This window comes from Salinisphaera shabanensis E1L3A (assembly GCF_000215955.2).
GTDB lineage: Bacteria > Pseudomonadota > Gammaproteobacteria > Nevskiales > Salinisphaeraceae > Salinisphaera > Salinisphaera shabanensis.
The window spans coordinates 23,599-50,057 of the sequence record NZ_AFNV02000005.1 but is presented as its reverse complement, the minus strand read 5'-3'; the positions used below and the strand labels follow the sequence as shown (position 1 = coordinate 50,057).

The window sequence follows — 26,459 nt, the reverse complement described above, 5'->3', positions numbered from 1 at the left end:
ACAAGTACGACAAGGAGGAGAGAATGGCCAACAAAATCGCTTTCATCGGCCTGGGCAATATGGGCGCGCCGATGGCCGCCAACCTGATCAAGGCCGGCTATGCGCTGACGGTGTTCGATCTGGTCGAACAGGCCATGGCCGAGGCCGTGGCACTGGGCGCCGAGCGCGCCGAGAGTGCCGCCGCCGCAGCGGAGCACGCCGATATCGTCATCTCCATGCTGCCCGCGGGCAAGCACGTCGCCACGCTCTATCAGGGCGAAAACGGCCTGCTGAATGCTGTCGCCGCCGGCACGCTACTGGTCGACTGCTCCACCATCGATGCCGAAACCGCGCGCCAGGTGGCCGCGGCCGCGGGCGAACGCGGGCTGTCCATGCTCGATGCCCCGGTCTCCGGCGGCGTGAACGGGGCCAAGGCGGGCGGGCTGACGTTCATGGTCGGCGGCGAGGCCGAGGCGGTCGAACAGGCGCGTCCGCTGTTCGACGTCATGGGCAAGACCTATTTCCATGCCGGGCCGGCCGGCGCGGGGCAGGTCGCCAAGATGTGCAACAACATGCTGCTGGGCATTCTCATGACCGGCACCTCGGAGGCCATCAATCTGGCCGTGGCCAACGGCCTCGACCCGAGCGTGGTGTCCGACATCATGAAGAACGCCTCCGGCGGCAACTGGGCGCTCAATGTCTACAATCCCTATCCGGGTGTGATGGACAACGCCCCGGCCTCGAACGGCTACAAGCCCGGCTTTGGCGTGGATCTCATGTTGAAGGATCTGGGCCTGGCGATGGACTCCAGCCTGAAGAAAGGCGTCGCCACGCCGCTGGGCTCGATGGCGCGCAATCTGTATTCGGTACACAGCCAGTCCGGCCACGGCGGCGACGATTTCTCGAGCATTCTCAATCTGCTCAAGGGCTATACCGATGGAAGCGCCGGCGGCTGAGCGCCGACGCTATCGAGTAAAAAAACATAATCACGGCGGCCGAACACCGGACCGCCGACCGCGAGAAGGAGAAGGCGATGCACTCGGTAGACGCATTCAAGGCCGCACGCCAGCAACTGCTGGACATGCGACAGGACTACGCCCGCGCCTACGAGGCGTTCAAATGGCCCGAGCTCGATGAGTTCAACTGGGCACTGGACTGGTTCGACGACTATGCCCGCGATAACGACAAGATTGCGCTATGGCTCGTCGACGCCGACGGCAGCGAAGAACGCTACAGCTTCGAGCAGCTGCGCCAACGCTCGAATCAGGTCGCCAACTTCCTGCGCGACCACGAACTCGGCCGCGGCGATACGCTGCTGGTGATGCTCGATAACGTGGTCGAGCTATGGGAAACCATGCTGGCCGCGATCAAGCTCGGTGCAGTAGTCATCCCGGCCACCACGCTGTTGTCGCAAAAAGACCTGGGTGATCGCCTCGGCCGGGGCGGGGTGTCGCACATCCTGGCGGCCGAAGAACATATCGCCAAGTTCGAAGGCGTGGCCGGTGGGTTGACCTGTATCGCAGCCGGCGAACCGGTCGGCCAGTGGGTCGGTTACGAGGCGGCGTATGAATGCGCCACCGAGTTCGAGCCCGTGGGCACGACCCGCGCCACTGACCCGATGCTGCTGTATTTCACCTCCGGCACCACCTCCAAACCCAAGCTCGTGCTGCATACGCATCAAAGCTATCCGGTGGGCTCGCTGTCGACCATGTACTGGCTCGGGCTGCAGCCGGACGATATCCATTTCAATATCAGCTCGCCCGGCTGGGCCAAGCATGCCTGGTCGAACCTGTTCGCGCCCTGGGATGCGGGCTGCACGGTGTTCGTCTATCGCAGCGCGCGGTTTTCCGCCCCCGACGCCTTGCAGGTGATTGCCGACAAGGGCGTGACCAGCCTGTGTGCGCCGCCAACCGTATGGCGGTTGCTGATCCAGGAAGAGCTGTCTGCCTACGATATGAAACTCAAGAGTCTGGTCGGCGCCGGCGAGCCGCTCAACCCGGAAGTCATCGCCCGCGTGGAACGGCTCTGGGGTCTCAAGATTCGGGATGGCTATGGCCAGACCGAAACCACCGCCCAGATCGGCAATCCGCCCGGCCAGCCGATGAAGTCCGGTTCCATGGGCCGACCACTGCCGGGCTACCGGATCGCGTTGCTCAACGCTTTCGATGAGGAATGCGACGAAGGCGAGATCGCGATCGACGTACGCGCCGATCGCCCGCTTGGGCTCATGCAGGAATATCGAGACGATCCCGAGCGTATGGCCAAGGCCCTGCACGACGGCTACTACCGTACTGGCGACGTCGCCAGCCGCGATGAAGACGGCTATTACTGGTATGTCGGCCGGGCCGACGACGTGTTCAAGTCCTCCGACTATCGCGTGTCGCCGTTCGAGCTGGAGTCGATTCTCATCGAGCACGAATCGGTGGCCGAAGCGGCCGTGGTGCCGGCGCCCGACGACATGCGGCTGAATGTCCCCAAGGCGTATGTGGTTTTACGTCGCGGCCATGAACCGGGCCCGGAAGCCGCCAAGGCGTTATTTGCTTTCAGTCGCGAGCGCATGGCGCCTTATATGCGTATCCGCGAACTGGAATTCGCTGAATTGCCCAAGACCATTTCGGGCAAGATTCGGCGCGTGGAACTGCGGGCCCATGCGGCGGGGGATGAGAAGGGAGAGTTTGCCTATAGCGAAGCGGATTTTCCTGAGCTCAAGGGGTAGTTGCGCTCGGGCTGTTGGCACTCACGAGTTTGTCGGGGCTTTGGTTTCGGGACGCGGGTCTTTCCGCACTCACGAGTTCGATTAGTCCCCTTGCTGCAAGCAGGACGAACTCCAAGACCAAGACGTCTCGGCGAGGGCACCAGAACGCGAAGCCGCGGAACTACCACCAAAGATTGATGATGCGATGCAGCCCGTGCCATACGCCCCCAAGAAAACGGGTGAAACGCCGCGGAAAAACGAAAGCGAAGCAGGCGAGAAAGACGATGGCTGCAACAAGCCATCCCCCCGCCGACCGGCCCTTCGATGAATGGCAGGCTGTGAAGCGCCAGCCGCTTGTTGAGCGCAAACCAGATGAACGCCGCCGTCGGCACGCTAAGGAATCTCTTCACCACCTGTCGAGGTCGCGCCGGCGTGCTTTGCGCGTGGCTGGCAAGGAGAGGCGGGCGTAGCGTGCTGGTTGCACGGTGCGTCTGCCTCGACGCCGATCAGGCGCGCGCAAAGACCCGGCCCCGAAGGGGTTCGGCCTAAAATTCGCCGCGACTGCGTTGCCGAGCTTGACCTGCCAATAAGGCAGGCGCTGCGCTCGGACGCCTTGTCGCAACGCATTTTAGGACTCGAACGCGAACCGCGAGAGGTGGTGCAGAGATTCCTCAAAGAACAGACTGGCGGCAGCGCCAGCCAGCCGCTCGCCCCAGCTATCACCGTCCTGCTGTGCGCGTCGTGGTTGCATAGAACGCCAACGTTAACCGGTGACAGCGTACCCCGCTAGCTGGACTTGGCCTTGACCAGCCGCGCCAGTTCGCCCACGAAGCCGCGCCTGAATAGCAGTACACAGACCACGAAGATACCGCCGATGGCGACCTGCACCCACGAGCCGAAGGAGGCGAGTTCGTCCTGCAGCGTGATCACGGCAGCAGCCCCGGCGATAGGGCCGAACAGCGTGCCCATGCCGCCGAGCAGGGTCATGAGCACGACTTCGCCGGACATCTGCCAGTGCACGTCGGTGAGGGAGGCGAACTGGAAGATCACGGCCTTGGTCGCGCCCGCGGTGCCGGCCAGCGTGGCCGACAGCGTAAAGGCGATCAGCTTGAAGCGTTCCACGTTGTAGCCCAGCGAGCGCGCGCGGGGTTCGTTCTCGCGGATCGCGGTGAGAATCTGACCGAACGGCGAATGAATGGTGCGGTAGATGATCAGAAAGCCGACCATGAATACCGCGAACACGAAGTAGTACATCGTGATCGGTTCATTCAGATCGAACACGCCCAGCAGAGTGCCGCGCGGAATGCCCTGCAGCCCGTTTTCGCCGCCGGTAAACGGCAGCTTGAGCGCGAGAAAAAAGATGATCTGGGCCAGCGCCAGCGTGATCATGGCGAAATAGATGCCCTGGCGGCGGATTGCCAGCGCGCCGAAGATCGCCCCCAGCATCATCGCGAACAGGGTGCCGGTGAGAATACCCGGCAGCGGGCCGAAGCCCCAGGCTGTAATCACATGCCCGGTGATGTACGCCGCGCCGCCGAAAAACGCGGCATGGCCGAACGACAGCAGACCCACATAGCCCAGCAACAGATTGAATGCGCAGGCGAAAAGTGCGAAGCACAGCAGCTTCATGGCGAACACGGGATAGGTCAGCCACGGTGCGGCCAGCCCCAGCACGATCAGCAGTACCCAGAAGACTTTATTCATCCTTCTGCCTTCCCGAACAGGCCCGCCGGGCGGATCAGCAGCACGACCACCATGATGAAAAAGATCACGGTATTGGCCGCCGGTGGATAGAGCGCCTGGGTCAGGCCCTGCACGAGTCCGAGCGTGAGTCCCGTCACGATCGCCCCCAGAATCGAGCCCATGCCGCCGATGACCACGACGGCGAATACGGTGATGATCAGATCGGCCCCCATCAGCGGGCTCACCGAATAGATCGGCGCGGCCAGCACGCCGGCAAGTGCTGCCAGCGCCACGCCGAAACCGAAGGTGAGCGTAATCATGCGCGGCACGTTGATGCCGAAGGCTTCCACCAGTTTCGGGTTCTCCTGGCCGGCGCGCAGCACCGCGCCCAGGCTGGTGCGTTCGATCATGTACCAGGTGGCGAAACAAACGATCACCGACAGCACGATCGCGAACAGCCGGTACTTCGGAAAATACATGAAGCCGAGATTCACGATGCCGCGCAGCGATTCCGGCGTGGCCGGGTAAGCCGTGCCCGAGATATTGAAATAGTTCGACAGCACGCCCTGGAGTACCAGCGCCACGCCGAAAGTCAGCAGCAGACCGTAGATATGGTCGAACTGATACAGCCGGCGCAGCATGAAGCGTTCCATGAGCATGCCGAAGCAGGCCACGACGAGTGGCGCGACGATCAACGCCCACCAGAAGCCCATCTGGAAATCCGGGTAGCCTAGCCACGGGCCTATATACGAATAGCCGATCAACGCCACGAACGCGCCCAGCATGTAGAGCGCACCGTGGGCAAAGTTGATGACGTTGAGCAGCCCGAAGATGATCGCAAGGCCAAGGCTGAGCATGGCGTAGAACACGCCCTGGCTCAGCCCCAGCATCGTCTGCGCCAGAATGGCGTCGATATTCATCGCTACCGATCCTTAACCGTGTCTGCTTACTGCTTGACCAGCGAGCAGCTGCTTTCAGCCACCGGGATATAGGCTTTTTCTGCCGGAATCGTGCTCACGATATCGAGCAGGTCCCAGTCGCTCTTCGACTGATCGGGTGTTTTGACCTTGGCCAGATACATGTCGTGTGACATCAGCCCGTTGGCCTCGATCTTGCCGTTCTTCACGAAGAAATCGTTGAGCTCCATCTGGCCCAGTTCGGCGCGTACCGCGTCGGCATCGTCCGTGCCCGCGGCCTTGATCGCTTCCAGATAATGCATCGTGGCCGAATACACGCCCGCCTGGACCATCGTCGGCATGGCGCCATGTTTATCGAAGAATCGCTGCGACCATTCGCGGCTTTCGTCGTTGCGGTCCCAATAAAACGCGGTGGTGAACTGCAGGCCCTTGGCGGTATCCAGGCCCAGCGCTTTCACGTCGGTCAGAAAGACCAGCATGCCGGCCATTTTCTGACCGCGGGCGACGATGCCGAATTCGTTGGCCTGCTTGATCGAGTTGACCGTATCGCCGCCGGCATTGGCCAGGCCGATCACATCGGCCCCGGAGCTGCTCGCCTGGAGCAGGTAGGACGAGAAATCGTTCGTGCTCAACGGCGCATTGACGCTGCCGACCACTTCACCGCCGAGTTCCTTGACCACGCGGGCGGTGTTGTCCTGCAGCGAATGGCCGAAGGCATAGTCGGCCGTTATGAAGAACCATTTCTTGCCGCCGTTCTGCACCATGGCGGTCGCGGTACCTACGGGCAGGGCATAGGTGTCGTAGACGTAATGGATACCGTAGGACGAGCACTGGCTTTCCGTGAGTTCGACGGTGCCCGCGCCGGTGTTGATTGCGATCGTCTTCTTGGCCGAGGCCAGGCCCTGAACGGCCAGGCCGACCGCTGAATTATCCATGCCCACGAGCATGTCGACATGGTCGCGATCGATCCAGCGGCGCGCGATTGACGAGGCCACATCGGCCTTGAGCTGGTGATCGGCCGAGACCAGTTCGATGTCCTCGCCCAGCACCTGGCCGCCGAAGTCGTCGATCGCCATCTGCGCGGCGATCACCGCGCCCGGGCCTTCGATCGCCTTGTAGACGCCCGACATATCGCTGAGCACGCCGATCTTCACGCTGCCGTTGGACAACCCGTCCGCCGCCGCGAGCGCGCTGGTGGCGGCGACGGCGGTCAGCGTGGCTGCACAGACGGCCCCGATCATGGTCTTTTTCATTATGTCTCCCCCGGTCGCGCCGGTTTTTTATGATTCAGACGCTCAAGAACTCGTTGATACGTTCTCGCTTGGCGTCGGCCTCGTGGCCTTCGACGACTTCGGCCACGTGGCCGTGTTCGATGATGTAGTGACGATCCGCCAGCGGTGCGGCGAAATGAAAGTTCTGTTCGACCAGCACGATGGTGAGCCCGCGCTCTTTCATCTGGCGGATGGTCTTGCCGAGTGCTTCGACGATCACCGGCGCCAGGCCTTCGGTGATCTCGTCGAGCAGCAGTAAACGCGCGCCGGTACGCAGCACACGGGCCATCGCCAGCATTTGCTGTTCGCCACCGGATAGTTGGGTGCCCATGCTGCGGCGGCGCTCGGCAAGGTTCGGGAACATGTCGTAGATCTCTTCCACGCTCATGCCGTCATCGCCGAGCTTTGGCGGCAGGGCCAGGTTTTCGTCCACGTTCAGGCGCGCGAAGATGCCGCGCTCTTCCGGGCAATAGCCGAGCAGGCCCAGACGCGCGATCTTGTGGGTGGGCTGTTTGATTACCTCGGTGCCGCTGACGGTGATCGAGCCGCTACGTTTGTCGACCAGGCCGAGAATCGATTTCAACGTGGTCGTGCGTCCGGCGCCATTGCGCCCGAGAAGCGTCACGACTTCGCCTTCGTTCACGCTCAGATTCACGCCATGCAGGATGTGCGATTCGCCATACCAGGCGTTGAGATCGGCAATGCGCAGCAACTCAGCCATGCGCCACCTCGGCACTGCCCATATAGGCTTCCATGACCGCCGGGTCTTTCGACACTTGCGCGTACGGGCCTTCGGCCAGAATTTCGCCGCGGTTGAGAACGGTGATTTTGTCGGCCAGCGTCGAGACGACCTTCAAGTTGTGTTCCACCATCAGAATGGTGCGATCGGCTGCTACCTGCCGGATCAATGCCGTCACTTTGCCCACGTCTTCAGCGCTCATGCCCTGCGTGGGCTCGTCGAGCAGCATCAGTTTGGGATCGAGCGCGAGCGTTGTGGCGATCTCGAGCGCGCGCTTGCGGCCGTACGCCAGTTCCACGGCCGTGGTGCCGGCGAATTCGGCCAACCCGACTTCCTTGAGCAGCGCCATCGCGCGCTCGTTGGTTGAATCCAGCACCTTGTTCGAGCGCCAGAAGTGATACGAAAGACCGAGGTGGCGCTGCAAGGCCACGCGCACGTTATCCAGCACGCTCAAGTGCGGAAAGATCGCCGAGATCTGGAACGAACGCACCATGCCGCGGTTGGCGATATCGGTGGGTTTGGCGCGGGTGATGTCCGTGCCGTCGTAGACAATCGAACCGGCGCTGGGCGTGATGAAGCGCGTGAGCAGGTTGAACACCGTCGTCTTGCCGGCGCCGTTGGGGCCGATCAACGCATGAATGCTGCCGCGCTCGACGTCCAGGTCGATATTCGACACGGCCGAAAAGCCGGCAAAGGTCTTGCTCAGACCGCGTGCCTGCAGGATGGCATCGGTCATGCGGTATTAGTCGCGCGGGGCGCGGTGGAGATGATCGTAAGAAACCGTCGCGTCATAACCCGTGGTCCGGCGGTGAATAGAAACGAACCTGACAGCCCAGTCAGCTATCGATCCGACTATACTGGCGCGTAGGGCCGCGGGTTATTCGACGTTAGTCGCTTCGACTTATGGAGGGTGTGCTGGCGCGGCGTGGCCGGCCCGGATCGATCAGCCGCGGTGGGCGCAGGCCGCGCAGGTGCCGCCAATCTCGATGGTTTCGTGATCGATGGTGAAGCCGGCGCGTTTGGCCTCCCGCGCAAGGGCGTTGTCGACGGCAGGACTTGGAATCTCGGCCACGCGCTCGCAGGCACGGCAGATCAGGAATTTCGGATGCCCGTCACCATGGCCTGCGTCGCAGCCGATGAACGCATTGAGCGATTCGATCTTGTGAATCAAGCCGGCATCCAGCAGGAAGTCGAGTGCGCGATAGACCGTCGGCGGCGCGGCATTGCCTCGTTCGGCGTTGATCGTGTTGAGCAGATCGTAGGCCTTGGTCGGCCGATGGTTTTCCCAGATCAGTTCAAGCACGCGCCGGCGAATGGCCGTCAGGCGTAGACCTTGCTGCTGGCAGAGGGTTTCCGCGCGCGCCAGCGCATCGTGGATACAGGCGCCGTGGTCGTGACCACTGGCGTCGAATACGGAATTTTGGGGAGCATCAATCATTATGATGGCGAGCGTGCACTTTTCGAGCGTTAAAAACTAGACACTCGATACGTGCGCGCGTTCATGATGGGGGCAGTGCCCGGCGCGGGTCAGCCGATAATTCTGGATATGCGCGGCCGCCAGCAGCAGACCACCCGCCACGGTCACACCGCGCTCGATGATTTCGGCGCCGAGTGCATGCACGCCAAACGCGGCTACCACCAGCATGGATACGCCCGCGACGCCAAAGATGGGCAACGCAATATGCCGATGGCGCCAATACCCCAGCCCGAGCGCGAACGTGGTAGTCGGCACCACGACAATTAAAATGATCTGATGAAAGGTGGTATGCGCAACGAAGGAAAAGCCGAACACCGGGAACAGCGCAATCAGCAGCGGAAACGCCAGGCAATGCACCAGGCAGATTCCCGAAAGGATCACTGCGGCCTTATCTAATTTGCCGGTAACATTGGAGGGAGAGCCTCGGCTCACGGCGATGCCCTGATCGAAAGATATTCAATCGTTAGTATATAACATTTTAAGCGGAGCAAGCGATGAAAAGAGTATTAATTGGGGCGCGCGCACGGCAGGGGCTGGTTTTCACGCTGGCTGGCGTGCTCTCGTTGCCGCTTGTGGCATGTGGCACATCCGAAGCGCCGGACTGCGGGTCGTTGAGCGCCGCAGACCCGTGGGTTCGTGTGGCGCCTGAAGGCGCGGATGTCATGGGTGCCTATTTCACCTTGTCGAACGACGGCGACGACAAGGTCATCGTCAACGGCGTGAGCAGCAGCCAGTTCGACCGCGCCGAAATGCACGAAACCGTGGTGAATGAAGGTGGCCAGGCGAGCATGCACCCGATCGAACAGGTTGTGGTCGGGCCGGGCGAGCAAGTAGCGTTCGAATCCGGCGGTCGTCATGTCATGCTGTTTTCGCCCAGCCAGGCTTATGCGGCTGGCGATCAGGTCGAGCTGATTCTGGCCTGTGGCAGCGATCAGGCCGAGTTGCCTATCGCCGCCACCGTGCGGGCCGATGGGCCGGGCTCGGATATGAGTCACGGCGGTCACGATATGGATGGGATGGGCCACGGCAACGGGGCCGACGAAGACGCCAGCGAGCCGGACCTGTCCGACGATGCGGACAGCGCCGGCAACGCCAACGAGGACTCGGCCAGCGCCGAATAGGGGGATCGATGAGTTTGCGTTTTACCAAGATGCACGGTCTCGGCAACGATTTCGTCGTACTCGACGGTACGCGCGAGTCGATTACGCTCGATGCCGAAGCCGCGCGCGCGATAGCCGACCGCCACTTCGGCATCGGCTGCGATCAGATTCTGATTGTGGAGCCGGCACGCAGTGCCAACGCAGATTTCGGCTATCGCATCCTCAATTCCGACGGCAGCGAATCGGGCCAGTGTGGTAACGGTGCACGCTGCTTCGCCCGCTACGTGCGTGAGCAGGGGCTGACCGAGAAAAACGAGATCGTCGTCGACGTGCGTGACGGCCAGATGGTGCTCGAAAGCCTTGACGACCATCACTATCGTGTCGCGCTGGGTGTGCCCGTGTTCGAACCGGCCGATATCCCCTTGAGCGGTTTCAATACCGCCGACGAATATCGCCTCGACGATATCGCCGGGCGCACCGTACGTTTTGCCGCGCTTGCCATTGGCAACCCGCACGCCGTGGTTCGCGTCGACGATGTCGACACCGCCGATGTGGCCACGATCGGCCCGGCTCTGGAGAGCCATGCCGCGTTTCCCGCGCGTGTGAACGTGGGATTTGCACAGCTCGTCACGCCAGAGCGCATTCGCCTGCGGGTGTACGAGCGCGGCGCCGGCGAGACGCTGGCCTGTGGCAGCGGCGCGGCGGCCGCGGCGGTGGTCGGCATTCGTGCCGGCGTGCTGGATCCGAGCGTTACGGTCGACTTGCCCGGTGGTACGGCGACGGTCGACTGGGCCGGTCACGGCAAACAGGTATATTTGAGTGGGCCGGCCGAGCGCGTATTCGACGGCGAACTGCTATTGTCGAATACCAGCAGATGACACGGATCGCGCCCAGCGTGGCGTGGTTTGTGCTTTGCCCGGCGGCGGGTGGGTTTTCACCTCTTTGAAGAGATGCTCCGACATGAACGAAGCCGAAAAACAAAATCCAACGCCGGCATTGGATGAAGCCGAGGTCGCAGCCTATCTTCAGGCGCACCCCGATCTGCTCAGCCGCTACCCGGCCGTGCTCGAGGCGCTCGACGTGCCGCACGACAGCGGCAACGCGGTATCGCTGATCGAACGCCAGGTCGCCGGCCTGCGCAACACCAATCGCCAGTTGCAGGCGCGTTTCAACGAGCTCGTGGAAACCGCGCGCGACAACGAACAGCGTGTAGTCCAGCTCAATCGCTTGGCCAAGGTGCTGGTGACGGTGCAAAGCGCGGCCGAACTGGTGCCGGAACTGGCCTATTGCCTGCAACAGCATCTCGACGTGGATCATATCTATGTTGGGCTCTCCGGCACCGCGGGCGATGTCGAAGCCCTGGCCGACGGCGAAATCCACGCGGTTGCCGACGACACCCCGGCGGGCAAGGCGCTTATCAACGTTTATCGTCGTGGCAAGCCGATCTGCGGGCCGTTGTCCGAAGAGCAGTCCGAAGCGTTGTTCGCCACCCGTAGCAACGACGTGCCCGCTCTGGCGAGCGCCGCGATGATCCCGCTGGGCACGAGCGGCGTGCACGGCGCGCTGGTGCTGGCCAGCCGCAAGGGCGAGCGCTTCGTGCCCGATATGGGTACCCTGTTTCTGGAATTGATGGGCGAACTTGTCACAGTCGCCCTGCAACGTCTGTTGGGCCGCGAAACGCTGCCCTAGCGCGTGAGCGAGCTTGACGACCGGGTCGATGTATTTCTGGCCCATCTCACCCACGAGCGCCGCGTGTCGACGCATACCCAGGCTGCCTACGCACGCGATTTGGGCAGTGCGGCCGACTGGCTCGAAGAACGCGGAATACCGGACTGGGCCCGCGTAACCACAGCCGACCTGCGTGAATTCATCGCGGCCCGCCATCGTGCGGGTTTGAAGCCGGCCAGCCTGGCGCGGTTGGTTTCGGCGCTGCGCAGTTTTTATACATGGCAGATGCGCGAAGGCCTGGCCGTGCGCAACCCGGCCACCGACGTGCGCGCGCCCAAGCGCCCGGCCCGTCTGCCGGAAACCGTGGACGTGGACGATCTCGCCGCGATGCTCGATGTGGCCCCGTCCGACGATCTCGACGTCCGAGACCACGCGCTGCTGGAGCTGTTCTATTCTGCGGGCGTGCGTCTGGCCGAGGCGGTGGGCCTCGACGTCAACGATGTCGATCTAACCGGCGGCGAAGCACGGGTACTCGGCAAGGGCTCCCGCCAGCGCAGCGTGCCGATCGGCTCACGCGCGATTGCGGCCCTTCGGAACTGGCTGAAGGTGCGTCCCCAATTGGCCGCTGCCGACGAACCGGCACTGTTCGTCTCCCAGCGCGGTACGCGTCTGTCGCGTTCGAGCGTGGCGGCGCGTATGCAGCGCTGGGCCCAGCAGCACGGCCTGCCGGTGCATCTGCACCCGCACAAGCTGCGTCATTCTTTTGCCACCCATTTGCTGGAATCCAGCGCCGACCTTCGGGCGGTGCAGGAATTGCTTGGCCACGCGAATATCGGCACCACCCAGATCTATACGCATCTGGATTTCGCCCATCTGGCCAAGGTCTACGACGCCGCTCATCCGCGCGCGGGCCAACGCGCCGAGCCCAGCGACTCGTAGCATTCTTCCGAGGGCGTGTGCGCGCTCTGGCCGGCATTGCGAGTCAGGATCTTTGCCGAACGCATTGTCAGCGCCGATCTGCGAAGCTGAACGCCGGCCGAACGGCCGCACAAAAGGATTGCTTGAATCGTGTTATGCATGGCCCCAACTCGAATCGAACCGACGTCAACGTAGGTCGAAGGAGCACCAGTTGAAACAATTCGACGGCACAACAATTCTCGCCGTGCGCCATAACGGCAAAGTGGCCCTGGCCGGCGATGGCCAGGTTTCCATGGGCGACACCATGTTCAAGGGCAATGCGCGCAAGGTGCGCCGGCTCTATAACGACAAGGTGCTCGCCGGTTTTGCAGGCGGCACGGCCGATGCCTTCACGCTGTTCGAGCGTTTCGAAGGCAAGCTTCAGGAACACGGCGGCCAGCTTGTGAAAGCGGCGGTGGAAATGGCCAAGGATTGGCGTACCGACCGCGCGCTGCGCCGTCTGGAAGCGCTGTTGCTGGTCGCTGACGAAACCGCCACGCTGATGATCTCCGGCAACGGCGATGTCATGGAGCCCGAGTTCGCCTGCATGGCGATCGGCTCGGGCGGCTCCTATGCCCAGGCGGCCGGCCGCGCGCTGGTGGAAAACACCGATATGGATGCCCCCACCATCGCCGAAAAGGCCATGCATATCGCCGCCGACACCTGCATTTATACCAATCACCACATCACCGTCGAGGTGCTGGACAATGTCTGATACAGCCTCCGAGACCATGGCCGACGACAGCCGCGAAGAAACCGCTGCGTTGCCGCGCCACGAAATGACGCCGCGCGAGATCGTGGCCGAACTCGACCGCCACATCATCGGTCAGGGCGAAGCCAAACGCTCGGTCGCTATTGCGCTGCGTAACCGCTGGCGGCGCATGCAGCTGGATGAATCCATCCGCGGCGAGATCACGCCCAAGAACATTCTCATGATCGGCCCCACGGGTGTCGGCAAGACCGAAATCGCCCGACGCCTGGCCAAGCTCGCCAATGCGCCGTTCACCAAGATCGAAGCGACCAAGTTCACGGAAGTGGGCTATGTCGGCAAGGAAGTGGATTCCATTATCCGCGATCTGGTGGAAGTCGCCATCAAGATGACGCGCGAATCGGCCAAGAAGGCGGTGCGGATCAAGGCCGAGGACGCCGCCGAAGAACGCATCCTGGATGCGCTGCTGCCCAAGCCGAGCAGCTGGGAAGAAGCCGGCGAATCCGACCAGAAGGCGGTCGAATCCAGCGCCACGCGTCAGGTGTTTCGTAAGCGCCTGCGTGAAGGCAAGCTCGACGATAAGGAAATCGAGCTGGAACTGCAGCAGGGCGGCCAGAACTTCGAAATCATGGCGCCCCCGGGCATGGAGGAGATGACCAACCAGCTCCAGTCCATGTTCCAGAACATGAAGGGCGACAAGACCAAGCGCAAGAAGATCAAGATCAAGGACGCCTACCGTCAGATCGTGGACGAAGAAGCCGCCAAGCTGGTCGACGAAGAGCAGATCAAGACCCAGGCCATCGATCAGGTCGAAAACTCGGGCATCGTCTTCATCGACGAGATCGACAAGGTCTGCAAACGCTCGGATGCCGGCGGCGGCTCGGGCGGCGATGTCTCCCGTGAAGGCGTACAGCGCGACCTCTTGCCGCTGGTGGAAGGGTCCACCGTCTCCACCAAGTACGGCATGGTCAAGACCGACCATATCCTGTTCATCGCCTCGGGTGCGTTCCATGTGGCCAAGCCGTCGGACCTGATCCCCGAGCTCCAGGGCCGTCTGCCGATTCGTGTCGAACTCGACGCGCTCAAGGCCGAAGACTTCGTGCGTATCCTCACCGAGCCGCATTGCTCGCTCACCGAACAGTACGGCGCGTTGATGAACACCGAAGGCGTGACCATCGAGTTCACCGACGATGGCGTGCACCGCATCGCCGAGATGGCCTTCAAGGTCAACGAAGGCACCGAAAACATCGGTGCCCGGCGTCTGCATACCGTCATGGAACGGCTGATGGAGGAAATCTCCTTCGAAGGCCCGGACAAGGCCGGTGAAACGCTCAAGGTCGACGCCGACTACGTCGACTCCAAGCTCAAGGACCTCGCCGCCGACGAAGACCTGTCGCGCTATATTCTGTAGTCGACAGGCAGGCCATCAGGCACGCTTGCGTGTCTGCCAAGCCGGGGCGGGGTTATCCTGTCCCGGCTTTTTCATTTCTGCTGTCAACGAGGTCGATCATGGCCGATGCACCCACCGACATCACGCTCCACCAGAAATCCAAGGTGCTGGAAGTCGAATACGCCGACGGCGCCGTCTACAAGCTGCCGCTCGAATACCTGCGGGTCTATTCGCCGTCGGCCGAAGTGCGTGGCCACGGCGGGCCCATGCAGCTGGTCACCGGCAAGCGCGATGTCGGCGTCGACAAGATCGAGCCGGTCGGCAACTATGCGATCCAGCTCCACTTCGACGACGGTCACAACACCGGCATCTTCTCCTGGGCCGGGTTGCGCGAGCTGGGCGATGCCTACGAAGCGAACTGGAACGACTATCTGGAACGTCTCCAAGCGGCCGAGGCCTCGCGCGACAAGCTTTGGCACTAGCGGCGAGCGCTCGTTGGGTGATCCAGGAATACGCATCGAGCAGCGGGTGTGTGACCAACTTGCCGGATCGCACCACCAAGATGGCTGCGTGAACTTTCGGCGACAACGCCCGACGAAGCCGTTATCGTGAACGCATGATGGTCGATCAACTCAAGGCGCTGGCCAGCGATACTCGCTTGCAGATCATGGCCTGGTTACGCGCGCCGGCCGAGCATTTCCCGGCCCAGGCGCACGGCGATCCGGTGGGTATTGGCGTCTGTGTGAGCCATATCCAATCCAAGGCGGGCATGTCGCCGTCGACGGCATCGACCCATCTGGCGATTCTCCAGCGCGCCGAACTCGTACAGGCCACGCGCATTGGCAAGTGGACCTACTATCGCCGCAACGAAGCTGCCATCGACACATTGTTGGACGACATCCGCGCCAATCTCTGATATCTTTTCGACATACATTTCGTTTTTTAACGAAATAACGAATCGTTTAAAGGAGCTTGGATATGTCCAATCAAACCATCGTCGTCGGTGCCGGTAGCGGCTACGACAAAGTCCGCCTCGAACAGCGGGATGTGGCCGCGCCTGGGCCCGGCGAAATCACCGTGCGTCTTCGGGCGAACTCCCTCAATTTCCACGACTATGCCGTGGTCACCGGCCTGTGGGGCGCGCTGAGCGAAGACCGCGTGCCCATGGCCGACGGTGCCGGCGAAGTCGAAGCCATCGGCGAGGGCGTCACCGAGTTTGCCGTGGGCGATCACGTCGTCAGCACGTTCTTTACCACCTGGTACGACGGCGAAACCGAAGTCGAAGGCTTCGACACCGTGCCGGGCGACGGCATCGACGGCTATGCCTGCGAACGCGTCACCCGCTCGGCCCAGGCGTTCACTCCGGCGCCATCGAATTACACGCCTGTCCAGGCGGCCACGCTCACCACCGCGGGCCTGACGGCCTGGCGTGCGCTTATGGAAGACGGCGCGCTAAAGCCGGGCGAAACCGTGCTCGTGCAAGGCACGGGCGGGGTCTCGATCTTTGCGCTCCAGTTCGCCAAGCACTGCGGGGCCACGGTCATCGCCACCTCGTCGAGCGACGCCAAGCTCGAGCGACTCGGCGCACTGGGCGCGGATCACCTGATCAACTACAAGCAGGACAAGAACTGGGGCCAGACCGCGCGTGATATCACCGGCGGTATCGGTGTCGATCACGTCATCGAGGTCGGCGGCCCGGATACGCTGGCACAGTCGATGACGGCCGTTCGTGTCCGTGGGCATATCGCCGTCATCGGCGTGTTGAGCGGCGTGGCCGGCGAGGTCTCGCTCATGCCGATGCTCGCCAAGCAGATTCGGCTCCAAGGCGTGCTGGTAGGCAATCGCCGTCAGCAGCAGGACATGGTGCGCGCCATCGAGGCCAGCAACATCGAGCCGCTCATCGACAAAACCTTCCCCCTGCAAGAGCTGGCCGACGCGTTTCGCTATCAGGAAACCAACCAGCACTTCGGCAAGATCTGCCTGACGATTTGACCCGTTCGACACGAGCGTGATCACCAACGAAGCCCCGGTCAGCCGACCGGGGCTTTTTGCTGTGACGCGGGTCGGTCTGTGAGCGAGCCCTCTTGTGCGTACGCGTCGCCGTGTCCGGCGTCGTGGATCGAATCGTCAGGCAACCGCGATAAGACAAACTGATCAAAACGGCACCCCGCCGCCACGGTCAACCCTTCGAGAGCCTGACGTTTCGCGTTTACAGCGCGAAAGTGAGGGGCAGTTCCGGGAATTTGCACGCGATGAAAGACTCGACCCTGTTACTCGTCGGAATCGACCGGCTTGAGGGGGATGGCCTGAGTCTCCAATACTGACTTTCGCGAGCCGCTCAATATGGCCGTTGAGACCGCGGCCCCCAGTGCAGAATCGTGCCGTCGAGATCCACCGCCGCGCCGAGCGCGATGCCGTGGACCGTCAAACCGCAATCATCCGTGTCGTGATCGTACTGTACGTGAACGTGGCCGTGATACAGCGCTTGCGCACCCAGGCCGTGTGCGAGTTCCGTCAGCGCCTCGAAGCCGTAGCGATGACAGCCCGGCGCTTCGTGGGTAATCAGTAGATCGGCACGTTTCGTTGCCAGATTATCGACTTCGTCGGGCCAGATCGCACCCCGGCGCTTGAGCGGCAGCCCGTCTGTGGAATCCGGTGACAGTGTACGGAATTCGTGGCACGGGCTAAGGGCCTTGGGCTAATTGCTTCGTGGAATCCGGAATTAAGTACGCCGCCCACGGATATGACGAAAGATTTTTTCTTGTGTCACGCTGGTTCTTCAGCCGGGGCAGGTTGATCGAGCTCGATCTCATAAAGGCGATCGGTCGACCGGCACCAACTGAGGTCGCCCCGATCAAGGGCGTGCTCTGGTGAGCATGTTCGGTTGAGCCAGCATGGGATGCTGTCATCAATTTGTGAGCGCGCTGGCCGATAGGACACGATCAGCTGTACGGTCATGGGTTGGGTAACAGGATGCATGCCGGCGTGTTGGATTGGGGCTATGACGTGTAGCTTGCGGCCGACGGCCGTGCCGGAAACACGAATCAATTAAAGGACGTCTGGCCCGGACGACATGCTGAGATGGTTGGCCAAACTCTGGAAGTTGGGTGCGCAAGATACGGAACCGGCCTTGCGCAGGCGCATCATGCTCGTCAATCAGCTGGGCCTGTTTGGCGCGGTTACGACCGTGCCTTATCAGCTGTTCTATGGCCTGACGTCGCTGTCTTACTATGCGCCGGTTTTCGCCAGCAATTTGGCGATCATGGCGGGGTACCTATGGACGCTATGGGCGAACTATCGCCGGCGTCATGATTCCGCCCGTAATTTCATTGTGGTCGTAGTGATGGCGCAGCTCGCGATGGTGACCTGGTACATCGGCCGCGACCTGGGCGTCCATCTGTTCTATTTCACCCTCATCAGCATTCTGCCGCTGTTGTTCGAGCGTGCGCGCGCTCGAGCGCTTGCCCTGCTGGCAGGGAGCAACGCGCTCCTGTTCTGGATATGCGATCAGAACTTCGGCCATGCCACACCACCGTTGGCGGTGCCAGAGGTTATTCTCACGCTGGTCTTCGGTTTCAGTACGGTTGCTGCGGTCGCGTTGATAACGGCGTTTATGGTGCTTTTTCGCCAGCAGATCGACGCCGTCGAAGAAAGCCTGACGGATTCGAACCTGGAACTTGCACAACTGAGTGCGACCGATGTGCTTACCCAGTTGCCCAATCGTCGAGCCGTGGAGGCGTTTCTCGCGCGGTGGTCTGAAAAACCGGACACCTTGGTCGGCGTCGTGCTATGCGATATCGACTATTTCAAGCTCTATAACGACCATTACGGTCATTTGCGAGGCGATGAAACGCTGTATGCGATTGGCGCGGCGCTGCGGGATTCCACACGCAGCGATTTCGATCTCGTGGCCCGCTATGGCGGCGAGGAGTTCATCATTCTTCTGCCGCAAGCCAACCACGGTTATATCAAGGAAGCGGTCGAGCGGCTGCGCGCTGCCGTAGAGGCGCTGGCGATCGAGCACCGCTATCGCCCCGATGCACTCGAAGTCGTCACCATGAGCATCGGGTACAGTCAGTTCGAAAGCCGCGGCAAGCGGCGCGCGCCGTCGACACGAGAACCGATCGACGCGGCTGACAAGGCGCTGTATCGGGCCAAGAATCTGGGCCGCAATCGGGCCGAAAGCGGCTTTCGCGGCGCTAACGATTAACCGCCGCGCCAACTCGTGAGCTGGATGGGTCCGCTGCCTATCCGGCTGAACCGAGATAGAGCCGGATTGCGCCTGCCGCAGAGCATGAGCCTGCCGAGCTAGCCGCCCATGGCAAGTGCGCCCGACGGCATGCTGGAAGACGGCGTGTGATGCGAGCGCGCTGATGTTGTTCCGGCTTGATTCTCGGCATGCGCGGCGTGAGCATGCCCGCTGTCGTCGACCGTGAATTGACCGACTTCACGCGCCATTTCAACCGCCTGTTCATCGAGCGACTTGCTGGCAGCGGCGACCTCTTCCACTAGGGCGGAGTTCTGCTGCGTCACCGATTCCAGCTGTGCAATGGCCTGATTGATCTGTTCGATACCTTGCGACTGTTCGTTTGTCGCGCTCGAAATATCGGTTACCAGGCCCGTTACCTGTCGGATCCGCGATGCGATTTCGGTTAACGTGCTGTGGGTATCGCCCACCAGCTTGTTGCCGGTATCGATGGTCGATACGTTGCGTTCGATCAGCACACGAATACGCTTGGCTTCGTTGGCACTGCGGCTGGCCAGCTGGCGTACTTCTGCAGCGACCACGGCGAAGCCGCGGCCGTGCTCGCCGGCGCGGGCGGCTTCGACCGACGCATTCAGGGCCAGCAGGTTGGTCTGGAATGCAATACCGTCGATCGCCTCGACGATGTCGGTGACTTCCTGATTGGCGCTATGAATATCGCTCATCGCCTTGCGCGCATCGTCGGCGATGGCGCGCGCCTGCGTGGCCTGTTCGGATACGTCTTCAGACAGATGCTGGGCCTGGCCTGCGTTCTCTGCGGTATGGCGGACCGTCGAGGTAATCTCCTCCATGCTCGCAGCGGTTTCCTCGATCGAGGCGGACTGCTGCTCGGTTCGCTGGGCAAGGTCCTGGTTGCCTTGCGAGATTTCACCGCTGGCCACTTCGACGGACAGGGCGCTGCGCTGGATGTTTCGCACCAGTTGGGCCGTGCTTTCAGTGGCCTCGTTGAAGGCCTTGTAGAGCTGGGACAGCTCGTCGGTACCCGGTACGACCAGGCGCTGGGTCAGGTCGCCATTACGATTCGTGATGTTATGCAAGGCCTCCTTAAGCGGGCCAACGATAGCGCGCACGATGGCAATGGTGAGCACCAGCGCGAGCAGGGATGCGACCACAGCGATGGCCACATAGAACCAGAGGTCCGCGCGGGCTTCGCTGCGCAGCCCCTGTTCGGTTGCCATGATTTCGGCCGTCACTGCGTCTTCCACGGTCTTCAGCCCGCTGATCTTGATGGTCTGCCAGTCGAACCATTGCTTGGGATCGACGCCGAAACCGCCCTGGTCGGCGCGATCGATAGCCAGGTTTCGCAAGTCCTTCAGGCGGTCGATTTCCGGTCCGGAGAGGGCTTGCCGGTATTCTTCACGCATCGCGGGGGTGGCAAGGGTCTGGAACCCTTTCAAAAACGCGGCTTCAGCACCGATCAATTTCAGGAATCGGCGATACAACGCCTGCGGCATCTGGTCCGCTGCAAATGCGTTTGCGAGCACTGCACGTTCGATGCCGGCGAGATCCTTGGCTTCCAGCAGCTTGTAATAGGCTGACAGGCGTTGTGCGATCTTGGCTTGGTCTGTCGTATGCCCCAGTTTGCCGGCCAGACCCATGAGGGCTGCGTTCGTGCCAGTGTAGTGTTCCAGTGCATCGCCCAGCGGTACCGAGAGCGCATCCACCCGTGAACGCATATCGGTGGTTGCGTCCAGGCGCTGGCGGGCTGCATCAATCTGGGCGCTCAGGTCAGTGCTGAGCTGACTTTCGTCCAGCGCGGCGAGCTGATCGATGAAAGCATTCGCCTCGGTATCCGTAGCGGGGCGTTGTGCTCGCAGTTCGTCGCCGAAGGTCTGGCCCTGGCTGCCGAGAAAGCCGGCTGTCATGCCACGCTCTCGCTGGAGCTGATGTACCAGATTGCCGGCCTGTTCGGCCACGGCGGTCAGCGAATGAAGGCGATCCATTTCACTAACCACCTGCTGGCGTTGAACAATGCCGGAGACGGCGAAGTAAAGCATGGCCAGCGTTGGCAGGGTCAGCGCCAACAGAAACTTGCGACTGATGCCAATGCGATGCAAGAAGTTTGTCATTGGTTTGAAAGCTGCAGCTAGGGACGCACGACAAGACAAAAGTCTCGACAGTTGTCGTGGATAACCGATTTACCTAGAGATACGTTAGTCCTATCGGCAGCAAGGCGGCTTTTTTTTAGAAAAATTCTGTTCTACGCGTTGACGGAGCGAAACGCGGGGTCGGCAGCGTTGCAGAAGGGCAGAATCCATCTGCGCAGTAGAGTGCTACGCACTGAGCGCAGGCCGCGCATGTCGCGTAACGGGCTCGTCGATGTGAGCGATGCGCACAGGCTCGACGCTTGCCTTGCAGGCGCGTATGCAAAGCGCGTGTTCTGATACAGCCCGCGCGACAAGGTATAGGCGGGCATCTGCGCCTGCCGTGCCGGCAGGGGAAAGGCTGCTTATCGTGAGTCGCGCTCGAACTCGTTCATGGCGTTCATGAGGTCGTCGTCATCGTCGGCCTGTTCGGCGGCGCTGTCGGCCATGGCGTCGAGTTCGTCCGTGGGCGGCACGTCGAAGCGCGGCGGCGCCGGCGGCGCGTCGTCAACGGCCGAGTCTGTCGTGGCGTTGCGCGGCGAAGCGGCGGCTTTTGGCGTGCGTTCTGGGGTTGCCTTACGGGGCGGCTGTTTCGCGTCGTCCGGCGCCTTTTTCTGTTTGTCGCTGGCCGTCGCACAGATACAGACCTGGCCGTCGGTCCAGACCACCTGCGTGATTTCGGCGCGCCATTGCTTGTTGGCCCGGGTGACGATCTGAACGGCATCGCCAACCTGGACCGGCTCCTGTGTTTTGCAGCCCCAATCGCCGTTGCGCAGTTTGCAGGGGCTGGCCTCGATCAGATCGTCTTCACTCATGGCGTTCGTCGCAGTATCGGCGGTGTTCGGGATATTCGTGCGCGCAACGCTATGTGCATTCGGGCGCAATTTCCAGTGTGTGGGCAGCGCGGGTGGTCTGTGTTCACGGACTTCGATTGCCGACCACGGCGATCGATGCGGCCTCAGTCGCCCGCAGGTCGGCGCAGTCCGTCGATCAGAACATCGATCATCGGTGCGACACGTTGCTGCCAGTCGGGCTCGGTCTGGATCAGGCACATGCCGACCACGGCATGCAGTACGTCGCGCGCGGAAAGCGCGTCACGCAGCAGCTTCTGCGTGACGCATCGGTCGAGCAGGCTGCCGAGCGCGTCGATCAAACGGGCGGAGGTGGCCTGCGACACGGCCGACTTGGTTTCGGCCGATATGGCCAACGCCGAGATCATGCCGGTCTTGGTGGCGACCAGCGATACCAGCGCTTGCAGCCAGTCGCGCAGGGCAGCCACCGGATCGGGCGCTTGCGTGCGTGATGCGGCCAGGGCGACCAGGTGATCGACCTCGTGCTCATAGACCGCGGTATAGAGATTTTCGCGCGAGGGAAAATGCCGATATAGCGTGCCGATGCCCACGCCCGCTTCGCGCGCGATGCCTTGCAGGCTGGCGTTTGCGCCGTTTGTGGCAAACACCGTTCGCGCCGCTGACAGCAGCCGCTCGCGATTGCGCCGTGCATCCGCTCGCTGGGGGCGGCCGCGTGGTTTCGTCTTCCCCTCGTTATTGCTCATCGTCGAAGTGTCTGTACAAAGCGGAGGACGCCTCCGTATATTGAATCGGAGACGTGAAACGGCGCGTATAGTGTTTCACGGCTACGGTTTTACCCGTCATCTTACCGGAGGCTGCGCATGTCGCTGGCTATTCAAATAACGCTTAACGGCGAATCGCGCGCGATTGAACTGGACGATCCGCGTATCACGTTGCTCGATCTGCTGCGCGAGCGCCTTGAGCTCACCGGCACCAAAAAAGGCTGCGACCGCGGCCAGTGCGGTGCCTGCACCGTGCTGGTCGACGGCCGGCGCGTGAACGCCTGCCTAACGCTCGCGGCCAGCCTGGAGGGTGCGAGCGTCGAAACGATCGAAGGCGTGGCCGATGGCCCCGAACTGCATCCGGTTCAGCAGGCCTTTATCGATCACGACGGCTTTCAGTGCGGTTTCTGCACGCCGGGGCAGATCATGAGCGCGATCGGCCTGTTGCGCGAAGCACGCGTTCACGGCGACCCGGAACGCGTGCGCGAGCAGATGAGCGGCAATCTGTGTCGCTGCGGCGCCTACGCCGGCATCGTCGAGGCCGTGCTTGACGCCGAACGCCTCACGGCGCGCGAGTCCGAGCGGGGTGTGGCATGAATCACTTCGACTACGTTCGCCCGACGACTATCGAAGACGCCGTCGCCGCCGCGAGCGAGCCCGGCGCGACATATCTGGCCGGCGGCACCAACCTGCTCGATCTGATGAAGGGCGGGGCGATCAAGCCGGCGCGGCTGGTGGATATCACGCACCTGCCGGCACTGAACAGGATCGAACGCGACGAGGGCGGCGGCGCACGCATCGGCGCGCTGGTAAAAAATGCCGGTCTGGCCTACGACGACGAGTTCGCCCACGACTTCCCGGCCGTGGCCGAAGCCTTGCTTGCCGGCGCGTCGCCGCAACTGCGCAATGCCGCTACTGTCGGCGGCAATCTGCTGCAGCGCACGCGCTGTGCCTATTTCTACGACCCGGCTAGTGCCTGCAACAAACGCGTGCCCGGCGCCGGCTGCGATGCACGCGATGGCCTGAACAGTAATCATGCGGTGCTTGGCTTCAGCGACGCCTGTATCGCCACCCAGCCCTCCGATTTCTGTGTGGCGCTGGCCGCGCTTGATGCCGTGGTCGAAATTGCAGGTCGCGAAGGCCAGCGTGAAGTCGCGCTCACCGATTTCCATCGGTTGCCGGGCGACACGCCGCACCAGGAAACCCGGCTTGCGCCCGGCGAACTCATCGTCGGCGTTCGCCTGCCTAAAGAAGCCGCGGCATTTGCATGGCATTCGCGTTATTTGAAAGTGCGTGAGCGGACTTCTTATGCCTTTGCCCTGGTTTCGGCTGCTGCTGCACTCAAGATCGACGATAACGGCACGATTACCGACGCGCGTATCGCGATGGGCAGCATCGCCGCCAAACCATGGCGCGCGTATGACGCCGAGGCCGGGCTGATCGGTTCTCAGATCGGCATCGAAGCATTCGCTGCCGCGGGGCGGGCCGCTTTGGCCGGTGCAGCGCCCTCGGGCGATAACGCCTACAAGATCCCGCTGGCCCAGAATGCCGTTGCGCGCGTACTGGCTCGTGCGGCTGCCGGCACCCCGCGCGAATTGCCGGCCCTGCCCGGCGCGCCTTTCGCCACTGCCACTGGAGAGCTCGCCCATGTCTGAGTTCGTCCCCATCACCGCCCCGGCGCGTCAGCGCCAACAAGCCAGCATCGGCCAGCCGGTCAAGCGCCGCGACGGCGTGGCCAAGGTCACTGGCGCCGCCACGTATGCCGCCGACAATCATCCGAAGGACATGCTGCATGCCGTCATGGCAGTAGCGACCATCGCCAACGGCCGCGTGCGCGCGCTCGACGTAGCGGCGGCCAAAGCGCACCCGGGTGTGGTTGAAGTCATGACGCCGGAGAATCGCCCGGCACTGGCCAAGAACCCCGACGATCGCGACAACCCGTTCATGTTCCGGCTCGACCTGTTGCAAAGCGATCGCGTGCGCTACGCCAATCAGCCCATCGCCGTGGTGATTGCCGAAACCTTCGAGGCTGCGACCGAGGGCGCCGCGTTGCTGGCACCGCGGTACGACGTCGAGCCGGCGCAGCTCGATATGCACGCCGATAGCGAGGCGTTCGTGCCCGAAGCGGTCGGCCCCGGCGCGCCGGCTGAAAGCCATGTCGGCGATATCGACGCGGGTCTGGCCCAAGGCAGCCATCGGGTCGATTCGACCTATGAAACGCCGGCGCAGTATCACAACCCCATGGAACCGCATGCGGTGGTCGCAGCCTGGGAAGGCGATAAGCTCATTGTCGATACGCCCAGCCAGGCGATGACGATTGCGCGCGGTCGCTTGGCCGGGCTGTTCGGTATCGATGCAGACGACGTGCTCATCCGCAGCCCTTATCTGGGCGGCGGTTTCGGCTGCAAGGGCGCGCTGATGAGCCCGCAGGTTCTGGGGATTCTGGCCGCGAAAATGGTCGGTCGTCCGGTCAAGCTGGTGCCGACCCGGCCGCAGATGTACGGCCCGCTCGGCCATCGCGCGCCGACAAGCCAGACCTTGCGTCTGGGCATGGACGACGCCGGCAAACTCACCGCGTTGTCGCACCATGCCCGTACCACTTCATCGATGTTCGACGAGTTCTTCGAGCCGTCAGCGAATATTTCACATACGCTTTATGCCAGCCTGGCGATCTCGACCACGCACGACGCCGTGCGCGTGCATACCGGTACGCCCATGTTCATGCGTGGGCCCGGCGAAGCCAGTGGCTCGGTCGCGCTGGAATCCGCGATCGACGAAGCCGCCCATGCCTGTGGCATGGACCCGCTGGCCTTCCGGCTGGCCAACTATGCCGACGTCGAGCCGATCTCCGGCAAGCCGTTTTCCTCCAAGCGGCTCTACGACTGCTATGCCCAGGGCGCAGAACGCTTCGGCTGGGCAAAGCGCGTACTGGCGCCGCGCTCGATGCGCGACGAGAACGGCCTGCTCGTGGGCTGGGGCCTGGGGACGGCGACGTTCCCGGTCATCATGTTCGAAGCGGAAGCCCGCGCGATCATCCGTGCCGACGGCACCGGCGTGATGGAAACCGGTGCCCAGGACATGGGCCAGGGCGCCTGGACCGCGCTTGCCCAGATTGCAGCGGACAGCCTCAAACTCGAACTCGATCAGACCGTGTTTCGTGCTGGTACGTCCGACCTGCCGGACGGCGGTGTCGCCGGCGGTTCGGGTCATACCGCGACTGTGGGCAACGCCATCGACGCGGCCGGGCGCAATGCCATTGCCCGGCTCATCGACATGGCCGTTGCCGATACGGACTCGCCGCTACACGGTCTGGCCGCCGATCAGGTTGAAGCCCGCTGGGGCCGGCTGCAGGCCGTGGACGACGGGGCCCGCAGCGAAGGCTATGCCGATATTCTGCGGCGTGCCGGGCTTCGCGAACTCGAAGGCCATGGCCGCGGGCGCGCCGATGCCGATGTGGGCGAACGCTATGCCATGCATGCGCATGGCGCGGTGTTTGCCGAGGTCAAGGTCGACCCCGATTTGGGCCAGATGCGCGTCACACGCATGGTCGGCGCATTCGCCGCGGGCCGCGTGATCAACCCGCGTATGGTCGAAAGTCAGTTCTTTGGCGGCATGATCTGGGGCCTGGGGTTCGCGCTGCACGAAAAAGCCGAAACTGACCCGCGCACCGGCCGCATCATGAACGCCAATCTGGGCGAATATCATGTGCCGACCAATGCCGATGTCGCGAATATCGAAGCCCTGATCGTCAACGAAGACGACCCGCACGTGAACGTGCTTGGCATTAAGGGTGTCGGCGAAATCGCGGTCACCGGCACGGCCGGCGCCATCGCCAATGCCGTTTGGCATGCCACCAGCAAACGCGTCCGCCGGTTCCCCATCGGTGTGGCCGATATGATCGCTGAGCCGGCGACCGCAGACTGATGTAGCCATAAAGGCAGGGCGGCTTGTTG

The 26,459-nt window shown here is 62.5% G+C and carries 26 protein-coding genes; 16 read left to right on the top strand and 10 right to left on the bottom strand.

Going from position 1 to position 26,459, the window contains the following annotated elements; genetic code table 11:
• Positions 1-23: 23 nt before the first annotated feature.
• Positions 24-935, top strand: coding sequence for a 3-hydroxyisobutyrate dehydrogenase (gene mmsB, locus SSPSH_RS04280; protein WP_006913875.1), 912 nt, complete (start codon positions 24-26; stop codon positions 933-935).
• A 77-nt stretch (positions 936-1,012) separates the two neighbouring features.
• Positions 1,013-2,695: an AMP-binding protein gene (locus SSPSH_RS04275; RefSeq protein WP_006913874.1), complete on the top strand. Its 1,683-nt coding sequence runs from the start codon at positions 1,013-1,015 to the stop codon at positions 2,693-2,695.
• Between the two features lie 765 nt (positions 2,696-3,460).
• On the opposite strand, the gene SSPSH_RS04270 is transcribed toward SSPSH_RS04275, so the two are convergent.
• The 7 genes from SSPSH_RS04270 to SSPSH_RS04240 all read right to left on the bottom strand — a co-directional run bounded on the left by SSPSH_RS04270 (position 3,461) and on the right by SSPSH_RS04240 (position 9,142).
• Entirely contained in the window at positions 3,461-4,378 is a 918-nt protein-coding gene (locus tag SSPSH_RS04270) for a branched-chain amino acid ABC transporter permease (RefSeq protein WP_006913681.1), read from the bottom strand.
• Positions 4,375-5,277 carry a branched-chain amino acid ABC transporter permease gene (locus tag SSPSH_RS04265; protein WP_006913680.1) on the bottom strand — a complete coding sequence of 301 codons (903 nt, stop codon included), beginning with the start codon at positions 5,275-5,277 and terminating at the stop codon, positions 4,375-4,377. The genes SSPSH_RS04270 and SSPSH_RS04265 overlap by 4 nt, the downstream gene beginning before the upstream one ends.
• A gap of 26 nt (positions 5,278-5,303) precedes the next feature.
• Complete coding sequence (locus SSPSH_RS04260) at positions 5,304-6,515, bottom strand: ABC transporter substrate-binding protein (RefSeq protein WP_006913679.1); 1,212 nt, start codon at positions 6,513-6,515, stop codon at positions 5,304-5,306.
• Between the two features lie 46 nt (positions 6,516-6,561).
• Positions 6,562-7,266, bottom strand: a complete 705-nt coding sequence (locus SSPSH_RS04255) for an ABC transporter ATP-binding protein (protein WP_006913678.1) — start codon at positions 7,264-7,266, stop codon at positions 6,562-6,564.
• Positions 7,259-8,020 (bottom strand): ABC transporter ATP-binding protein, encoded by a 762-nt coding sequence (locus SSPSH_RS04250; RefSeq protein WP_006913677.1) that lies wholly within the window; start codon positions 8,018-8,020, stop codon positions 7,259-7,261. Before SSPSH_RS04250 ends, SSPSH_RS04255 begins: the two co-directional genes overlap by 8 nt.
• A gap of 207 nt (positions 8,021-8,227) precedes the next feature.
• Positions 8,228-8,722, bottom strand: a complete 495-nt coding sequence (locus SSPSH_RS04245; protein WP_006913676.1) for a Fur family transcriptional regulator — start codon at positions 8,720-8,722, stop codon at positions 8,228-8,230.
• 36 nt (positions 8,723-8,758) lie between these two features.
• Complete coding sequence (locus SSPSH_RS04240) at positions 8,759-9,142, bottom strand: MerC domain-containing protein (protein ID WP_006913675.1); 384 nt, start codon at positions 9,140-9,142, stop codon at positions 8,759-8,761.
• Positions 9,143-9,255: 113 nt separating this feature from the next.
• Here SSPSH_RS04240 and SSPSH_RS17740 point away from each other — a divergent pair, with 113 nt between their 5' ends.
• The 11 genes from SSPSH_RS17740 (at position 9,256) to SSPSH_RS17730 (ending at position 18,795) form a co-directional block, all read left to right on the top strand.
• A complete protein-coding gene (locus SSPSH_RS17740) occupies positions 9,256-9,882 on the top strand; it encodes a copper chaperone PCu(A)C (protein WP_021031404.1) in 627 nt (208 codons plus the stop codon).
• A gap of 8 nt (positions 9,883-9,890) precedes the next feature.
• Positions 9,891-10,739: a diaminopimelate epimerase gene (dapF, locus tag SSPSH_RS04230; RefSeq protein WP_021031403.1), complete on the top strand. Its 849-nt coding sequence runs from the start codon at positions 9,891-9,893 to the stop codon at positions 10,737-10,739.
• Between the two features lie 82 nt (positions 10,740-10,821).
• Positions 10,822-11,550, top strand: coding sequence for a DUF484 family protein (locus SSPSH_RS17735; protein WP_006913871.1), 729 nt, complete (start codon positions 10,822-10,824; stop codon positions 11,548-11,550).
• 3 nt (positions 11,551-11,553) lie between these two features.
• Positions 11,554-12,468 carry a tyrosine recombinase XerC gene (gene xerC / locus SSPSH_RS04220; RefSeq protein WP_006913870.1) on the top strand — a complete coding sequence of 305 codons (915 nt, stop codon included), beginning with the start codon at positions 11,554-11,556 and terminating at the stop codon, positions 12,466-12,468.
• A 190-nt stretch (positions 12,469-12,658) separates the two neighbouring features.
• Entirely contained in the window at positions 12,659-13,201 is a 543-nt protein-coding gene (gene hslV, locus SSPSH_RS04215; RefSeq protein ID WP_006913869.1) for an ATP-dependent protease subunit HslV, read from the top strand.
• A 64-nt stretch (positions 13,202-13,265) separates the two neighbouring features.
• Complete coding sequence (gene hslU / locus SSPSH_RS04210; protein WP_006913868.1) at positions 13,266-14,606, top strand: ATP-dependent protease ATPase subunit HslU; 1,341 nt, start codon at positions 13,266-13,268, stop codon at positions 14,604-14,606.
• 98 nt (positions 14,607-14,704) lie between these two features.
• On the top strand, positions 14,705-15,067 hold the full coding sequence (locus tag SSPSH_RS04205; RefSeq protein WP_006913867.1) for a gamma-butyrobetaine hydroxylase family protein: 363 nt from the start codon (positions 14,705-14,707) through the stop codon (positions 15,065-15,067).
• Positions 15,068-15,201: 134 nt separating this feature from the next.
• Positions 15,202-15,501 carry an ArsR/SmtB family transcription factor gene (locus SSPSH_RS04200; RefSeq protein WP_021031400.1) on the top strand — a complete coding sequence of 100 codons (300 nt, stop codon included), beginning with the start codon at positions 15,202-15,204 and terminating at the stop codon, positions 15,499-15,501.
• 62 nt (positions 15,502-15,563) lie between these two features.
• The gene (locus tag SSPSH_RS04195) at positions 15,564-16,577 is read left to right on the top strand and encodes a zinc-dependent alcohol dehydrogenase family protein (protein WP_006913865.1); all 1,014 of its coding nucleotides are present in this window, start codon (positions 15,564-15,566) and stop codon (positions 16,575-16,577) included.
• 376 nt (positions 16,578-16,953) lie between these two features.
• A complete protein-coding gene (locus SSPSH_RS04190; protein ID WP_006913864.1) occupies positions 16,954-17,154 on the top strand; it encodes a hypothetical protein in 201 nt (66 codons plus the stop codon).
• A 504-nt stretch (positions 17,155-17,658) separates the two neighbouring features.
• Complete coding sequence (locus tag SSPSH_RS17730) at positions 17,659-18,795, top strand: GGDEF domain-containing protein (protein WP_006913863.1); 1,137 nt, start codon at positions 17,659-17,661, stop codon at positions 18,793-18,795.
• A 98-nt stretch (positions 18,796-18,893) separates the two neighbouring features.
• On the opposite strand, the gene SSPSH_RS04180 is transcribed toward SSPSH_RS17730, so the two are convergent.
• The 3 genes from SSPSH_RS04180 to SSPSH_RS04170 all read right to left on the bottom strand — a co-directional run bounded on the left by SSPSH_RS04180 (position 18,894) and on the right by SSPSH_RS04170 (position 22,488).
• Positions 18,894-20,918, bottom strand: a complete 2,025-nt coding sequence (locus tag SSPSH_RS04180; RefSeq protein ID WP_021031399.1) for a methyl-accepting chemotaxis protein — start codon at positions 20,916-20,918, stop codon at positions 18,894-18,896.
• A gap of 380 nt (positions 20,919-21,298) precedes the next feature.
• The gene (locus SSPSH_RS04175; protein ID WP_021031397.1) at positions 21,299-21,748 is read right to left on the bottom strand and encodes a hypothetical protein; all 450 of its coding nucleotides are present in this window, start codon (positions 21,746-21,748) and stop codon (positions 21,299-21,301) included.
• A gap of 143 nt (positions 21,749-21,891) precedes the next feature.
• Positions 21,892-22,488: a TetR/AcrR family transcriptional regulator gene (locus SSPSH_RS04170; RefSeq protein WP_006913860.1), complete on the bottom strand. Its 597-nt coding sequence runs from the start codon at positions 22,486-22,488 to the stop codon at positions 21,892-21,894.
• A gap of 117 nt (positions 22,489-22,605) precedes the next feature.
• Between SSPSH_RS04170 and SSPSH_RS04165 the strand changes: the two genes are divergently transcribed.
• From SSPSH_RS04165 to SSPSH_RS04155, 3 genes are read left to right on the top strand one after another with little or no spacing between them, the layout of a single operon-like run.
• Positions 22,606-23,103: a (2Fe-2S)-binding protein gene (locus tag SSPSH_RS04165; protein ID WP_006913859.1), complete on the top strand. Its 498-nt coding sequence runs from the start codon at positions 22,606-22,608 to the stop codon at positions 23,101-23,103.
• Complete coding sequence (locus tag SSPSH_RS04160) at positions 23,100-24,161, top strand: FAD binding domain-containing protein (RefSeq protein ID WP_006913858.1); 1,062 nt, start codon at positions 23,100-23,102, stop codon at positions 24,159-24,161. Before SSPSH_RS04165 ends, SSPSH_RS04160 begins: the two co-directional genes overlap by 4 nt.
• On the top strand, positions 24,154-26,430 hold the full coding sequence (locus SSPSH_RS04155; protein WP_006913857.1) for a xanthine dehydrogenase family protein molybdopterin-binding subunit: 2,277 nt from the start codon (positions 24,154-24,156) through the stop codon (positions 26,428-26,430). The genes SSPSH_RS04160 and SSPSH_RS04155 overlap by 8 nt, the downstream gene beginning before the upstream one ends.
• The last annotated feature ends 29 nt before the right edge of the window (positions 26,431-26,459 follow it).

Excerpts from the sequence above, each read along its gene's own strand:
- mmsB (WP_006913875.1), top strand. The coding sequence starts at position 24 with ATGGCCAACAAAATCGCTTTCATCGGCCTGGGCAATATGGGCGCGCCG.
- SSPSH_RS04275 (WP_006913874.1), top strand. The coding sequence starts at position 1,013 with ATGCACTCGGTAGACGCATTCAAGGCCGCACGCCAGCAACTGCTGGAC.
- SSPSH_RS04270 (WP_006913681.1), bottom strand. The coding sequence starts at position 4,378 with ATGAATAAAGTCTTCTGGGTACTGCTGATCGTGCTGGGGCTGGCCGCA.
- SSPSH_RS04265 (WP_006913680.1), bottom strand. The coding sequence starts at position 5,277 with ATGAATATCGACGCCATTCTGGCGCAGACGATGCTGGGGCTGAGCCAG.
- SSPSH_RS04260 (WP_006913679.1), bottom strand. The coding sequence starts at position 6,515 with ATGATCGGGGCCGTCTGTGCAGCCACGCTGACCGCCGTCGCCGCCACC.
- SSPSH_RS04255 (WP_006913678.1), bottom strand. The coding sequence starts at position 7,266 with ATGGCTGAGTTGCTGCGCATTGCCGATCTCAACGCCTGGTATGGCGAA.
- SSPSH_RS04250 (WP_006913677.1), bottom strand. The coding sequence starts at position 8,020 with ATGACCGATGCCATCCTGCAGGCACGCGGTCTGAGCAAGACCTTTGCC.
- SSPSH_RS04245 (WP_006913676.1), bottom strand. The coding sequence starts at position 8,722 with ATGATTGATGCTCCCCAAAATTCCGTATTCGACGCCAGTGGTCACGAC.
- SSPSH_RS17740 (WP_021031404.1), top strand. The coding sequence starts at position 9,256 with ATGAAAAGAGTATTAATTGGGGCGCGCGCACGGCAGGGGCTGGTTTTC.
- dapF (WP_021031403.1), top strand. The coding sequence starts at position 9,891 with ATGAGTTTGCGTTTTACCAAGATGCACGGTCTCGGCAACGATTTCGTC.
- SSPSH_RS17735 (WP_006913871.1), top strand. The coding sequence starts at position 10,822 with ATGAACGAAGCCGAAAAACAAAATCCAACGCCGGCATTGGATGAAGCC.
- hslU (WP_006913868.1), top strand. The coding sequence starts at position 13,266 with ATGACGCCGCGCGAGATCGTGGCCGAACTCGACCGCCACATCATCGGT.
- SSPSH_RS04205 (WP_006913867.1), top strand. The coding sequence starts at position 14,705 with ATGGCCGATGCACCCACCGACATCACGCTCCACCAGAAATCCAAGGTG.
- SSPSH_RS04200 (WP_021031400.1), top strand. The coding sequence starts at position 15,202 with ATGATGGTCGATCAACTCAAGGCGCTGGCCAGCGATACTCGCTTGCAG.
- SSPSH_RS04195 (WP_006913865.1), top strand. The coding sequence starts at position 15,564 with ATGTCCAATCAAACCATCGTCGTCGGTGCCGGTAGCGGCTACGACAAA.
- SSPSH_RS17730 (WP_006913863.1), top strand. The coding sequence starts at position 17,659 with ATGCTGAGATGGTTGGCCAAACTCTGGAAGTTGGGTGCGCAAGATACG.
- SSPSH_RS04180 (WP_021031399.1), bottom strand. The coding sequence starts at position 20,918 with ATGACAAACTTCTTGCATCGCATTGGCATCAGTCGCAAGTTTCTGTTG.
- SSPSH_RS04175 (WP_021031397.1), bottom strand. The coding sequence starts at position 21,748 with ATGAGTGAAGACGATCTGATCGAGGCCAGCCCCTGCAAACTGCGCAAC.
- SSPSH_RS04170 (WP_006913860.1), bottom strand. The coding sequence starts at position 22,488 with ATGAGCAATAACGAGGGGAAGACGAAACCACGCGGCCGCCCCCAGCGA.
- SSPSH_RS04165 (WP_006913859.1), top strand. The coding sequence starts at position 22,606 with ATGTCGCTGGCTATTCAAATAACGCTTAACGGCGAATCGCGCGCGATT.
- SSPSH_RS04160 (WP_006913858.1), top strand. The coding sequence starts at position 23,100 with ATGAATCACTTCGACTACGTTCGCCCGACGACTATCGAAGACGCCGTC.
- SSPSH_RS04155 (WP_006913857.1), top strand. The coding sequence starts at position 24,154 with ATGTCTGAGTTCGTCCCCATCACCGCCCCGGCGCGTCAGCGCCAACAA.